The organism is Aequoribacter fuscus (assembly GCF_009910365.1).
GTDB lineage: Bacteria > Pseudomonadota > Gammaproteobacteria > Pseudomonadales > Halieaceae > Aequoribacter > Aequoribacter fuscus.
On the sequence record NZ_CP036423.1, the window covers coordinates 1,970,458 to 1,984,135 of the forward strand.

At 52.4% G+C, this 13,678-nt stretch carries 11 protein-coding genes; 3 read left to right on the top strand and 8 right to left on the bottom strand.

The features are described 5' to 3' along the window. Positions 1-96 precede the first annotated feature (96 nt). From EYZ66_RS08830 to EYZ66_RS08840, 3 genes are read left to right on the top strand one after another with little or no spacing between them, the layout of a single operon-like run. A complete protein-coding gene (locus tag EYZ66_RS08830) occupies positions 97-1,533 on the top strand; it encodes an adenylate/guanylate cyclase domain-containing protein (protein ID WP_083814403.1) in 1,437 nt (478 codons plus the stop codon). Between the two features lies 1 nt (position 1,534). After that, positions 1,535-1,903 carry a response regulator gene (locus tag EYZ66_RS08835; RefSeq protein WP_009576537.1) on the top strand — a complete coding sequence of 123 codons (369 nt, stop codon included), beginning with the start codon at positions 1,535-1,537 and terminating at the stop codon, positions 1,901-1,903. After that, on the top strand, positions 1,900-3,426 hold the full coding sequence (locus tag EYZ66_RS08840; RefSeq protein ID WP_009576536.1) for a sensor histidine kinase: 1,527 nt from the start codon (positions 1,900-1,902) through the stop codon (positions 3,424-3,426). Before EYZ66_RS08835 ends, EYZ66_RS08840 begins: the two co-directional genes overlap by 4 nt. On the opposite strand, the gene EYZ66_RS08845 is transcribed toward EYZ66_RS08840, so the two are convergent. The 8 genes from EYZ66_RS08845 to EYZ66_RS08880 all read right to left on the bottom strand — a co-directional run bounded on the left by EYZ66_RS08845 (position 3,377) and on the right by EYZ66_RS08880 (position 13,676). After that, positions 3,377-3,943: a hypothetical protein gene (locus tag EYZ66_RS08845; protein WP_040817028.1), complete on the bottom strand. Its 567-nt coding sequence runs from the start codon at positions 3,941-3,943 to the stop codon at positions 3,377-3,379. The two genes, EYZ66_RS08840 and EYZ66_RS08845, sit on opposite strands and share 50 nt — an antisense overlap. Before the next feature lie 57 nt (positions 3,944-4,000). After that, entirely contained in the window at positions 4,001-5,485 is a 1,485-nt protein-coding gene (gene lysS, locus EYZ66_RS08850) for a lysine--tRNA ligase (protein ID WP_009576533.1), read from the bottom strand. Positions 5,486-5,494: 9 nt separating this feature from the next. Beyond that, positions 5,495-6,593 (bottom strand): peptide chain release factor 2 gene (prfB, locus tag EYZ66_RS08855; protein WP_139042607.1). Its coding sequence is split into 2 segments (ribosomal slippage): positions 5,495-6,520 and positions 6,522-6,593, totalling 1,098 coding nucleotides; the frame shifts between segments, so codons are not numbered across the junction. A gap of 52 nt (positions 6,594-6,645) precedes the next feature. Continuing rightward, a complete protein-coding gene (recJ, locus tag EYZ66_RS08860; protein ID WP_009576531.1) occupies positions 6,646-8,391 on the bottom strand; it encodes a single-stranded-DNA-specific exonuclease RecJ in 1,746 nt (581 codons plus the stop codon). A 10-nt stretch (positions 8,392-8,401) separates the two neighbouring features. Continuing rightward, on the bottom strand, positions 8,402-10,171 hold the full coding sequence (gene ggt / locus EYZ66_RS08865; protein ID WP_160195649.1) for a gamma-glutamyltransferase: 1,770 nt from the start codon (positions 10,169-10,171) through the stop codon (positions 8,402-8,404). Between the two features lie 54 nt (positions 10,172-10,225). Beyond that, positions 10,226-10,957, bottom strand: coding sequence for a DUF599 domain-containing protein (locus EYZ66_RS08870; protein WP_009574804.1), 732 nt, complete (start codon positions 10,955-10,957; stop codon positions 10,226-10,228). After that, positions 10,958-12,352, bottom strand: coding sequence for a threonine synthase (gene thrC / locus EYZ66_RS08875; RefSeq protein WP_009574805.1), 1,395 nt, complete (start codon positions 12,350-12,352; stop codon positions 10,958-10,960). It lies immediately after the preceding gene. 16 nt (positions 12,353-12,368) lie between these two features. Further along, the gene (locus EYZ66_RS08880) at positions 12,369-13,676 is read right to left on the bottom strand and encodes a homoserine dehydrogenase (RefSeq protein ID WP_009574806.1); all 1,308 of its coding nucleotides are present in this window, start codon (positions 13,674-13,676) and stop codon (positions 12,369-12,371) included. Positions 13,677-13,678 lie beyond the last annotated feature (2 nt).

Genomic DNA, 13,678 nt, shown 5'->3' on the forward strand with positions numbered 1-13,678 from the left:
TTGCCACCGTAGACAATCACGCTGTTGAAAATCACGCGTTTTCATGCAGAAGATAAGCGGGTTATACTGCGGCAAAGAATGTAAAAACAGGCACCCATGAGTTCAGCCAGCACTGCGACAGCTCTATCGACCCAGCGGATTGTAGAACTCAGCGAGCTACTCCAAGATAGCCTCGTGTCGCTCGACAGCGCCGATCTGGTCGAAGAGAGCACACTGCTGGCAAAGTCGCTATCGGCCTTAGCGACCAATACTACGCAAACACTAAGCCGCCACGACCTACTCAATCACTACACTAGCGCTTGCGGCTATGCGGAAATCTTGCTCGAAGAGCTGGGTAACACAACTCAAGAGGCACTGCAGCATGGCCTGACAGAGCTGGTGGCTGCCATCCGCGAGCTCAGTGCAACCCCCGAAGCGGTGGCGAAAGCGAGCCCTTCCTACAAATCTGACCCCCGCAATACAAATGTCGGCAGTATTCTCGTAGTCGACGATCAAAACGATAATCGTGCGGTACTAAACCGCTTACTGAGCCGCGTTGGTCACACTGTGTACACGGCTGACAGCGGCGAAGCCGCTCTCGAACAACTTAGCACCCAAGCGATCGACGTCGTGCTGCTCGATTTATCCATGCCTGGTATGGGTGGCAAGACGGCCCTGACCAAAATCAAGGCCGACCCAAAACTTCGCTCGATCCCTGTCATAGTCATCTCAGGCCATCAAGAATTGGACTCGGTTGTCGAGTGTATTACCGCAGGCGCCGACGATTACCTGTTCAAACCCTTTAATTCCGTGCTACTGCATGCGCGAATTGCGGCGGGCCTTGAACGCAAGCAGTGGCATGATCGGGAGGTGAACTACTTACATCAGCTCGAGCAGCGCGAAAAATTCATCCGCGCCACCTTCGGACGGTACCTGACCGACGAAATAGTGGCGGACATCTTAGAAAAACCCGAGGGTCTGCGTCTGGGTGGCGATCTAAAAGAAGTCACCATCTTAATGGCCGATATCCGAGGCTTCACCCAGCTATGCTCGCAAATGCCACCCGAGCAGGTTGTATCGTTGCTCAATGGCTACCTCGGCACCATGACTGAGATTATCATGCGCCACAGTGGTACGATCGATGAGTTTTTAGGGGACGCCATTCTCGCGGTATTTGGCGCACCAAAAGACGACCCAAATCACGCTCAAAGTGCGGTGGCTTGTAGCATTGAAATGCAACAGGCGGTCGCCGCGGTGAATCGACAACACCAGACCTCGGATCTGCCGCAAATCAGCACGGGCATCGCCATTAATACAGGCACCGTGGTGGCGGGCAATATTGGTTCGGACCGACGCGCAAAATACGGCTTTGTCGGCACACCAATGAACGTCACCTCGCGCATTGAGGACCTGTGCGAGGCCAACGAAATTTTGATCTCCGAAACCACGATGCAAGCGCTACCTAACACCGACCAACTGCATGATAGAGGGACACATTCATTAAAGGGTCTAGGTGCGCCAGTGCGCGTTTTTGGCGTCAAATGGCAGCAGTAAAATGAGCACGAAGTTACTTTTAGTCGAAGACAACGAACTGAATCGCGACATGTTAACGCGACGACTCTTGCGCAAAGGTTTCGAGGTCGTGACCGCAGAAGATGGTCTAGAAGCCCTCGAGCAAATGCGACAACACCAGCCCGACGTGGTCTTGATGGATCTCAACCTGCCGGTCCTGAGCGGTTGGGAGGCGTGCAAGATAGCGGCCAATGATCCCGATCTTGCTCACATTCCCATGCTGGCGCTCACCGCCCACGCCCTTGAGCAAGAGCTCGAAAAGGCGCTGGACGCTGGGTGTAAAGACTACGCAACCAAACCGATAGACTTTCCTGTGCTACTTGAAAAAATCGCAGGACTGCTCAACCCATGAGCCTGCGCAAACGCCTTATCGTCTCCATGCTGACCATTTTAGCGTTGCTGTGCGTTAACGTAGGCACACATTTCTGGGGCAGTTTGGCCAGAAACGAGAGCATGATCGCCTATCGCGACTCCGTTCGCGCGGGTCAATTATCGGATGAAATAGAGCGTTTACTGGAAGACCAGCGACAGCAAGTTCTGGTCCTAGCCCTGCTAAAAGAGACTACGGGCGACAAACTCGGCGCGAGCGAACAACAAGCGGCGCTGGACAACATCGAAAGCATCAATCGTAAGGTACTGTCGCTCGGCCGCCTAAGCTGGGATGATACCGAGCAGACCTACCAGAATTTGAAAAGGTCTAACGATCAACTCCTCGAGCAATGGACTCGATTTTACGGGGGGTACAACGAGGAAGAACTCAACATAGATGTCGAAAACCCCCTGCTCTACCTAGAGACCAATCAACAACTGGACGCTTTAAAGCAGGAGCAAAGCAAGCTCGCGGTTGAGCGAGCCAGCATCATTGATAGCACCATTAAACTGACCGACCGCATCACGGTAGGGGCCTTTATAACCACCCTGTTCCTCACATTTTTGCTTGGATTTATTCTGGTTCGCTATACCAACCGCTCGTTCAAGCGGCTCCAAAAAGGGACCGAGCTGATCGGTGCGGGCGACTTGAGCTTTCGCATTCAAACGGCAGATCAATCCGGCGAACTTGCCGATTTGGGCCGTGCCTTCAATGACATGTCGGAAAAGTTAGCCAACGCCATCGGCGAAGTCCAAATGGCCAAAGAACAGGCCGATTCCGCCAACGCCGCCAAAAGCACGTTTTTAGCCAACGTCTCGCACGAATTAAGGACGCCTCTGAACGCCATTATCGGCTACAGCGAGATGATTCAGGAAGAGGTCAACGACGGTGAGGCGATAAACAAAGACCAACTGCAAGAGGATCTCACTAAAATCGTTTTTTCCGGGCGCCAATTGCTGACGCTGATTAACGATGTTCTTGATTTAGCCAAGATCGAAACGGGTAAGATGACTATCCATCCCGAGAGCTTCGACCCCATAGCAACCTTGCACACGGTAGCCGACTCGATGGCGCCGCTACTGAATACTCAGGGCAACGAGATGTGTTGGGATATTCAAGGCCCACTACCCTGCATTCACACCGACGCCACCAAGTTCCGCCAAATCGTGACTAATTTGTTGAGCAACGCCAACAAATTCACGGAAGCCGGATCAATCACCATTAGAGCCGGCATTACCGATTCCCAAGAGCAAATTTGGATCGAAGTACGGGACACCGGTATTGGCATGACGGATCAACAGCTTGGGCGAATATTTGAAGCCTTTGAGCAAGCTGAGCGGAGCACGAGCAGCCGCTATGGCGGGACAGGATTAGGTCTGTCTCTGTGTCAAGAATTTGCCCACATGCTAGGGGGTGACATCACAGCCTCAAGCACACCCAATGTGGGCAGCTCGTTTATTGTGACTCTTCCCGTGAACCTAGAGTTAGATCCCGAAGACGCTTAAGCGCCTTTTCGCGCTTATCTAGATCGTCCTGCAGACCATCCGCTTGCCGTCGCAAATCATCTGCGTGATCCAGCATACTGACGAACATTTCAAGAGAATCACGCATCAGCAGCACACCGGAGTGAACCTGCATGTCCGCACGATACTGCTTACTCAAACGCTCAAAACTCGCCCTACTGGACTGGGGCTCAAAAAACGGGCTACTGGGTAAGGTGCTGATAAACGCTATGGCAACAGCCGTTTCCCAGGCCGCTGCCTCGGTGCGCTCTATGCGCTGATGTCGCTGAAAATATTGCACTGCACTTATGTGGTCGCCGAGAGTCAGGGCATCGATGCCTTTTTCGAGAAACGTGACCCCTGGGTCATCGTCTGCGCCACCTGGGTCACATGCGCAAGTGGATGCTGCCGGCAAATTCAGCACAATCTCTGGCTGCGGCTCGGGCGTGTCAGATTTTGGCGGCGTCGCGGCACAGGCCGAAAGTAGAACACATCCTATGCCGATACTGATTAATCTCAATACACTGCTCCAGTGGTTTGTGCCACGAGTCTACACCGACTTTACCGCTTTACCAAATTACTCAGGACGCATGTGAGGGAACAGCAGCACATCGCGAATTGATGGACTATCAGTAAGCAACATGACTAAGCGATCGATTCCGATCCCCTCTCCCGCCGTTGGCGGCATGCCGTATTCTAGTGCTCGAATATAGTCTGCATCGAAGTGCATGGCTTCCTCATCACCGGCATCCTTCTCGGCGACTTGGGCTTTGAAGCGCTCGGCTTGATCTTCGGCGTCGTTCAGTTCAGAGAAACCATTGGCAAGTTCTCGCCCGGCGACAAAAAACTCGAATCGGTCGGTCACAAACGGATCGCTGTCGCTGCGGCGAGCCAAAGGCGACACCTCGGTAGGATAAGCCGTGATAAAGGTAGGCTGAATCAGTCGATGTTCTACCGTTTTTTCGAAAATCTCGATTTGTACTTTACCAAGTCCCCATGTCGGCTTGACATCGATGCCTAAGCTTTCTGCAAAAGCACACGCTTGAGCCATGTCAGCTAACTGCTCTGCACTGAGAGTCGGGTTGTGAGCCAAAATCGAATCGAACACCGTAAAGCGGTCAAACTCCCCAGAAAAATCTAGGGTGTGCCCCTGATAGTCGATGGTGGTGGCCCCCAGCACATCGCCTACCAAACCCTGCAACATTTGCTCAGTGAGCAGCATGGCATCGCGGTAGTCAGCGTAAGCCCAGTAGTACTCTAACATCGTAAACTCTGGGTTATGTCGTGTGCTCAAACCTTCGTTACGGAAGTTGCGGTTGATCTCGAAGACTCTTTCAAACCCACCCACGGTTAGACGCTTCAAGTACAGCTCAGGGGCGATGCGAAGATACATGTCTAAATCCAGCGCATTGTGATGCGTCACAAAGGGCTTGGCAGTTGCACCACCGGGAATCACCTGCATCATGGGAGTTTCGACTTCCATAAAACCGCGCGCTTCCATGAAATCGCGAATATAGGCCACAATTTTTGAACGCAATTTAAAGCGAGCACGGACGTCGTCATTAACGATCAAGTCGACATAGCGCTGTCGATAACGCAGCTCTTGGTCTGCTAAACCGTGGTATTTGTCGGGTAGTGGACGCAGTGATTTGGTCAGCAGCCGCGCCTCTTCCATATTGATGTACAAATCGCCCTTGCCCGATTTATGCAAAGGGCCCTTAGCGGCGACAATATCGCCCAAGTCCCAAGTTTTAATCTGAGCAAGCGTTTCCTCACTCAAGGCCTGACGATTGATGTAAAGCTGAATTTGCCCACTCTCTTCTTGAATCAGCAAAAAGGCGCCGCGATTACGAATTAAACGACCCACAACAGCAAACTGCTGATCTGCTTGCTCCAGCGCTTCTTTGCTCTCTGAACCAAACCGGGTCTGCAAATCACCGGCGTAGGCCGTACGTCGGAAATCGTTCGGAAAGGCTACGCCCTGCTCACGCAGACTCGCCAACTTTTGGCGGCGCTCGGCAATAAGCTTGTTCTCATCTTGGGGTTTCACCTGTTCAGACATAATATTTCCTTAGCTTAAGCCACTCTTCAAAGAGGCTTGAATAAACATATCAATTGCACCATCTAATACCGCTTGGGTATTTGAGGTTTCTACCCCCGTTCGCAGGTCTTTGATGCGAGATTGATCAAGAACATACGAGCGAATTTGGCTACCCCACCCGATGTCGGCTTTGGAGTCTTCTAACGCTTGCTGTTTCTCACTGCGTTTTAACATTTCGAGTTCGTACAGTTTACCACGCAGCAATTTCATCGCATTGTCACGGTTCTGGTGCTGAGAGCGCTCGGTCTGACATTGCACTACCACCCCTGTGGGCAAGTGCGTCAAACGCACGGCTGAGTCCGTTTTGTTCACGTGCTGACCACCCGCACCCGAGGCACGATAGGTATCCACGCGCAGATCGGCTGGGTTAATTTCAATTTCGATATTGTCGTCAATCTCGGGCGAGACAAAGACCGAAGCAAAGGATGTGTGCCGACGGTTTCCCGAATCGAAGGGTGATTTTCGTACGAGGCGATGCACACCCGTTTCGGTGCGCAACCAGCCAAAGGCGTAGTCCCCATCAAATTTGATGGTCGCGCTTTTAATGCCAGCGACTTCACCCGCCGAACATTCAATCAGCTCGGTTTTAAAGCCCTTCGCCTCGCCCCAGCGCAAGTACATCCGCAGCAGCATTTCAGCCCAATCTTGCGCTTCGGTGCCACCAGACCCCGATTGAATATCGAGATAAGCGTTGTTCTCGTCAACCTCGCCCGAGAACATGCGGCGAAACTCCAGCTCATCTAATATCGCCAGTAACTTCTGAATTTCGGATTTAATATCCTCTAACGAATCGACATCGTTTTCTGCCACGACCAGATCCAGCAAATCGGCAGTGTCATTCGCGCCCTCGGTGAGAGTCTCGATGGACACAACGATGGCTTCCAGTGCGGCCCGCTCTTTACCCAGGGCCTGGGCGCGTTCGGGGTCATCCCACACATTGGACTCACCCAACTCCAGTTCAACTTCGGTTAAACGCTCTTTACGCTCATCAAAGTCAAAGATACCCCCTGAGCACGTCTGTGCGCGCGCGAATATCTTCGAGTTGATTGTACAGAGGGTTGGTTTCCATACCGAGGCCTGTGCGCTAAATTCAAGGGGCGCTAGTCTACCCTAGCCTGACCTCAGAGTGAATGTTCAAGCGGCCTTTCTGCATATTCTATTATTAATTGCAGAGATTCTAAGCCTCGAAATTCGTTGACGTCTAAGCGATACAAAAACCGCAGCGTCTGTCCAAGGTTCGCCTGATAAAAATCAACATCGACATTAAAGGCAATGGCATCGAGCATTGCGTTTGACGATGCCAATTCCAGACGCATTTTTGCGTGCTGACCCGATAGAATTCGAAGCTCGACAATTCGAAACTCATTATCGAACAGAGGCTCTGGAAACTGCTGGCCCCAAGGCTGCAGGACTCTGAGTTCTTGCGCTACGCTCAAAGAAAATTCGGACTCACTCAAGGCACCATCGCTGAGCTTAACGGGGTAAAACAGTTCAGGAGGTGTATTGTCTTCAAGGAAGTTATCCAAGGCCTGACCAAAAGCCTCTAACGCGGAAGCAGGTATCGTAAGACCTGCCGCCATCGCATGCCCACCAAACTTTGAAATGAGACCTGGATTCATGGTGGCAATCGAATCCAACACATCGCGGATGTGCACTCCTTCAATCGATCGAGCGGACCCTTTTAAATACTGCTCACCGTCATTGGCAAACACAATCACCGGGCGATGATATTGTTCTTTGATACGAGAGGCTAAGATACCGACCACGCCCTGGTGCCACGAGGCATCGTATAAGGTAATGGCTGCGGGTAATTTGCCCGCTTCGAAGGCCGGCAGCTGTGCAAGCAATACCTGGGCGTCAGCTTTCATGGTTTGCTCGATCAAACGCCGCTCTCGATTGAACTCGTCCAAACGATTTGCAAGCTCACGGGCTTCAAACAAATCACGAGATAGCAAGCAGCGAATACCCACAGAAATGTCATCTAAACGCCCTGCGGCATTTATGCGAGGCCCCAAAGCAAAGCCTAGGTCTTGCGCGACGAGCGTCCGCCACGACTTGTTGGCGACTTCTAGCAAGGCCTGAATACCCGGCCGCATGATTCCTGAACGCATGCGACGCAAGCCCTGTTCGACCAAAATTCGATTGTTGCGATCCAGTGGTACGACATCCGCCACCGAACCTAAGGCCACCAAATCCAGAAACTCGGCCAAATTGGGCTCTACGATACCTTTAGCCTCGAACCAGCCCTGGTCCCGCAAAAATGCGCGCAACGCCAGCAAGACGTAAAAAATAACACCCACGCCGGCAAGCGCCTTACTTTGAAAGGCACAATCAGGTTGATTCGGATTTACAATCACATCGGCATTAGGCAGTGTCTCTGCCGGCAGATGATGATCAGTCACCAGCACTTGCCACCCTTTGGCTTTCGCTAAGTCGATACCCGCATGACTCGCGATACCATTATCGACAGTCACAATCAGATCAGGCGCATACTGTGTCGCCACTTCAACGATTTCTGGCGTGAGTCCGTAGCCATAGTCAAAGCGGTTGGGAACCAGATATTGCACCTCATAGCCAAAGGCCCTCATGCAACTCACAAATAGGGTAACGCTGGTGGCACCGTCAGCATCGAAGTCACCGACCACCAAAATCCGTTGGTTTCTCGACATCGCCGAAGCTATAAGCGCGGCGGCATCACGGGCTCCTAACAGGCCAGAAGGCGGGAGCAGACCGCCAAAGCCTAAATCCAACTCATCAGAAGAGCACACGCCACGGCTTGCGAGAATCCGAGCGAACAGGGCTCGCTCGTGCAGATCCGAGCCCGCACCTAAGGGATCTAGCCGTCGTTGGATAAGTGGTTTAGACACAAATACTCACTCAGTACGCCGTTACTGTCCCATCTTTTCGCATCTCGGTCGCACCGGAATATACCCCGGTCTCGGGGTCTCGATAAATTGCCTGGTAACCACCAAACATAGCGCCAGCATCATTGTATTCCACCCTATGCCCCATCGCGCGCAAACGCTCTACCGTGCTTTGTGCTACACCCGGCTCAACATAAAGCACCCCATAGCCCTCGTAGGTCGTATCCGTGGGTGACGCACCGCCGTCGTGTAAAAATCGCGCGGCATCTCCTGCCGCCTGAATATCTATGCCATACACCAACCAATTGATCAGAACCTGCACATGACCCTGAGGTTGCATGCCGCCTCCCATCAGACCAAAACTCATGACAGGTCTATCACCCTGCATCAAGAACGCTGGAATAATGGTATGAAAAGGGCGTTTGCCGGACGCGTATACATTCGGGTGCCCTTCGGTCAAAGCAAACAGTTCACCTCGATCTTGCAGCATAAAACCCAGGCCATCAGGTACAAGCCCAGAACCCATACCGCGGTAATTTGACTGAATCAGAGAGACCATCATGCCCGAGGCATCGGCGACCGTCAGATACGTCGTATCGCCCTCACCTTCGAGCAACACTTCGCTTGGGCCGTAATCATTGGCGGCTTGCTTGGGATCAATACGCTGAAACTGCTGTTTACCGTATTCGTCTGAAATGAGCTGGTGGAGGGGCATTTCAGCAAAATCCGGATCAGCAAAACTGGCAGCCATGTCCGCAAAAGCCAAGCGTTTTGCTTCGACCATGTAATGTATCACCTCAGGAGAGCCTCGTTCCCACTGCGTGAAATCGACGTTCTTCAAGATCGACAGCATCATCAAAGCCGCGAGTCCCTGTCCGTTGGGGGGAAGCTCATACAACGTATGGCCCTTATAATCGACACCCAGCGGCGTTACCCACTCGCCGCGATGCGCCTCAAGATCGGCCAGTCGCAAGTCCCCGCCAATGCGTTGCATATACGTGTCGATGGTTTGTGCAATCTTGCCGGAGTAAAAAGCGCTACGCCCTTCTTGTGCAAGTAAGGCAAGCGTGTCAGCCAGATCCGGGTTGCGAAACACCTCGCCCACCAATGGCGCCTTATCGTCGGCAAAATAGGTCGTCATGGCATTATCGAGCTCTTCTATCATTGGCGCCACCTGCTTAAAACGCGCTAAATTTCGCTCAAAGTAATAAGCGATCACTGGCGAGACAGGAAAACCATCGCGGGCGTAATCGATAGCAGGTGCTAGCACCTCAGACATCGGGAGTTTTCCAAAACGTTCATGCATTGCAAACCAACCATCGACCGTCCCGGGCACCGTAACCGACAAAGATCCGTGTGAGGGAATTCCCTCATAGTTTTCTGGCAAACGCTGCTCTTGCTTTAGCCGCGCTATTGCGTCTTTCAATTCCTGCAGATCTCGTCCCATTGGGGAACGCCCAGACCCGTTGTAGCCGTAAAGTGTTTGCGTTTTTGGATCCCAAATAATTGCAAATAAATCACCGCCGATTCCGTTACCTGTGGGCTCCATCAAACCCAACGCGGCATTTGCGGCAATGGCCGCATCAACTGCACTACCACCCTCTTTCAGGATATCTAGCGCTACTTGAGAAGCCAGCGGTTGTGCGGTCGCTGCCATACCATTCTTGCCGTACACGGGACTGCGAGAATACTCTGGCCCCACAGGGCGCCCGCCCGAGCCCAGCTCTTGAGCGACTGCATTAGCAGATAATATGAATGCCACCAACAGGAAAATCGTGCGCATAACTAAAGCCTCCGTTTGTCGATTGAGTCTGACGAATTGGGTGCAGGAACTCAATTACTGATCGCGCAGGACCTGAACCGCTTTTGACGCAAACTCGCGCTGCGCGAGAGTGAATAGAACCAAAGAACTGGCCCCGAGCAAAACCCAGACGTTGATCAACCACCCCAGTAAGGCTAACGCAAAATAGTAAGCGCGCAACCCGTGATTAAAATCGTGATTTGCCAGATCGGACATCTTGGCCGCTCGCAGGGCGAAAGCTTCGAACTCGTCACTCAAGGGCAGCTCGATCGGCTCTCCATGATGAATAGGCGCCCCGCCCAACAAAATAGCGCACATAATGTACTGCCGAACGGCCCAGGTGAACTTAAAAAAAGCGTACACGAAAATCAGCGCCAAAAAGAAGAGCTTAGCCCGAACAGACTCCGCGGACGCTGAATCCGCCAGATGCGCTGAGTTAATCACCTCCACCAGACCATCTGCCGACATCATGGCCGTTAAGGTACCGGCCAGCAGCAGAATCGTCGTTGAGGCAAAAAAAGTCACCACCCGCTCTAGATTGCCCAAGATTGTCGCATCGCTGACACGCTGCTCACGCAGCATCACCTGGCGCATCCAATGCTCTCGATGCTTGCGCATAATACTGGAAAGCGTGTGCTCCCGCTTAGCGCGAAACTTAGCAATACGCGCGTAAGCAAACCAAGTACCAAAAAATATGGTGATCGCTACCCAATCTTTCACCATCAAAGGCGAATCAAAACCGCCGATCAGGGTAGCCGACCAATCCATTTAGCTGGCCACGTGGGCAGACATATAGGCCTGCACGGTAGCAAGGTCGTTATCGATCACGTCAAAACGCTCTTCGCGCTCGAATAAATCCGCCAAATGCTCGGGCAACGGTGGCGCAAAATCTAATCCGGCTTGAGCAATCGCGCTGGGGAACTTCGCCGCGTGAGCCGTCGCCAAGGTGATCATAGGAGTTTCGGGCTTTCCGTAAAGACGTGCTGCCGCCACACCGATGGCTGAATGCGGGTCAGCCAAGTATTGGCAGTCGTGCCACAAACGCGCAACCTCAGCGCAGGTTTCATCGTCGCTAACGCGATGACTCGCGAACAAGGCTCGAGTACGTGCCATCGCCGTCTCAGAAAAATGAATCGGTTCAGTTTTGAACTGTTCAAATAAATCTGCAATGGCCGCGCCGTCACGATCGTAGACATCAAACAATAAGCGCTCAAAGTTACTCGATACCGTGATGTCCATACTCGGGGATAGGGAAGCCTCTAGTGACATCTTGTCGTAGACACCGGTGGTCATCATTTTGTGCAGCACGTCGTTTTTATTCGTGGCAATCACCAACTGCTCTACCGGCAGTCCCATTTGTTTAGCGAGATAACCGGCAAAAATATCACCAAAATTTCCCGTGGGCACCGAAAAACTGACCGCGCGATCGGGACCACCGACGCTCAAAGCAGCATAAAAATAGTAGACAATTTGAGCCATAATGCGGGCCCAGTTAATTGAATTCACCGCGACTAGACCGCGATCTGCTGGCAGACCAGAGCGATCACCGAATGTCGCTTTCACCAGCGCTTGGCAATCGTCAAAATTGCCGCGAACGGCCAAGTTGTGAATATTCTCACCCACAACGGTCGTCATTTGCTTGCGCTGGACATCCGACACGCGCTGATACGGGTGCAGAATAAAAATGTCGATATTACTACAACGTTTGCAGCCCTCGATTGCAGCCGACCCCGTATCACCTGAGGTCGCGCCCATGATCATAATGCGCTCATCACGGCGCTTGAGGACCTCATCAAGCAAGCGCCCGAGCAATTGCAGTGCAAAGTCTTTAAACGCCAGGGTTGGCCCATGAAACAGCTCTAGCACCCATTGATTGGGAGCAATTTGCACCATCGGTGCAATCGCATCGTGCCGAAATACCGCGTACGTATCGGCCAAAATCGTGTCTAATTCTTCCCGAGAAAACGTATCCTCAACAAAGGGATATACAATTTCGGCTGCGAGCTCGGCGTAGCTTAACGAGCGCCATGAGCGAATTTGTTCTTGACTAAAGCTCGGTAGCTGGTCGGGAACATACAAACCGCCGTCTGATGCTAATCCGGTGAGCAAAACATCTTCAAAATTTAACGCTGGCGCTTTACCGCGGGTACTGATGTATTTCATGACTTCCTCTTTCTCACTAACCTTTCAGCGTTTCAACGCGAATCCGCATTACGTCTGAAAGTGTTGTTTCTAGCGCTTCAATTTCAGCGACTGCGCCCAGTAACTGCGCCTGCTCTGCTGGGTTCGTTAATACCACTAAAGACACGCTTTGCTGACCTTTAGTGGGCGGTTTTTGGATTAGAGCCTCAATGCTGATGCCTCGCTCGCTCAGGATACTCGATACCTTAGACATGACTCCGGGCTTGTCTTGAACATTCAAACGCAAGTACCAGGGCGTGACCACTTGAGCCATAGGCACGCTGTCGATCTCCGTGATCGAGTCAGCGTCTACACCCAAGGCGGGAATTTGCGGCAACTGATCAGCGGCCAGCTCTCGCGCAATATCCACGATATCTGCAACCACGGCTGACGCTGTCGGAGCGGCCCCTGCACCTGCACCACAGTAAAGCGTTGGTCCGACGGCAGAGCCATCAATAAGCACGGCATTTTCAACGCCGTTCACGCGCGACAGCAACTGCTCCTCAGGAATCAAGGTGGGGTGCACTCGAAGATTCACGCCTGCGTCGGTCAGCTTAGCAATACCCAAGTGTTTAATCCGGTAACCCAACTCCTCGGCAAAACTTAAATCTGCAGGGGTTATACGCGTCACGCCTTCGGTGTATACGCCATTGATATTCAAAGGAATTCCAAAAGCAATCGCCGCCAAAATGACGAGTTTGTGCGCCGCATCGATACCCTCGACATCGAAGGTCGGATCGGCCTCGGCATAACCCAAAGCTTGCGCTTCTGCCAGCACATCTTCGAAAGCGCGCTTGGCTGTACCCATCTCGGACAAAATAAAGTTGGTGGTGCCGTTGATAATACCGGCCAGCCAGTTGATTTCGTTACCCGCCAACCCTTCGCGCAGAGCTTTAATAATGGGAATACCACCGGCCACCGCGGCCTCATAGCGCAGTGCCACACCGTGTTCGCTTGCCAAAGCGAATAATTCAGTACCAAACTCGGCAATCAGCGCCTTGTTTGCAGTGACAACGTGCTTTCCCGCTTTGATCGCCCGCTCGACAAGCTCTTTGGCAACGGTTGTGCCACCAATAAGCTCAATCAAGATATCGATCTCGGGGTCGTCGACAACGTCAAAAATATCGCGACTGACCTTAATACCGGCAGTATTGCAAAGTGCGTTATCTCGGCGGGCACCAATGTGCGTAATTTCCAACGTTGCACCCGCTCTGCGGTTAATGGCCTCGCCGCTGGCAGCAAGAACGTTAACCGTGCCGCTGCCCACCGTACCCAAACCGCAGATACCCAGTTTGATCGTTTTCATTG

Excerpts from the sequence above, each read along its gene's own strand:
- EYZ66_RS08830 (WP_083814403.1), top strand. The coding sequence starts at position 97 with ATGAGTTCAGCCAGCACTGCGACAGCTCTATCGACCCAGCGGATTGTA.
- EYZ66_RS08835 (WP_009576537.1), top strand. The coding sequence starts at position 1,535 with ATGAGCACGAAGTTACTTTTAGTCGAAGACAACGAACTGAATCGCGAC.
- EYZ66_RS08840 (WP_009576536.1), top strand. The coding sequence starts at position 1,900 with ATGAGCCTGCGCAAACGCCTTATCGTCTCCATGCTGACCATTTTAGCG.
- lysS (WP_009576533.1), bottom strand. The coding sequence starts at position 5,485 with ATGTCTGAACAGGTGAAACCCCAAGATGAGAACAAGCTTATTGCCGAG.
- ggt (WP_160195649.1), bottom strand. The coding sequence starts at position 10,171 with ATGCGCACGATTTTCCTGTTGGTGGCATTCATATTATCTGCTAATGCA.
- EYZ66_RS08870 (WP_009574804.1), bottom strand. The coding sequence starts at position 10,957 with ATGGATTGGTCGGCTACCCTGATCGGCGGTTTTGATTCGCCTTTGATG.
- thrC (WP_009574805.1), bottom strand. The coding sequence starts at position 12,352 with ATGAAATACATCAGTACCCGCGGTAAAGCGCCAGCGTTAAATTTTGAA.
- EYZ66_RS08880 (WP_009574806.1), bottom strand. The coding sequence starts at position 13,676 with ATGAAAACGATCAAACTGGGTATCTGCGGTTTGGGTACGGTGGGCAGC.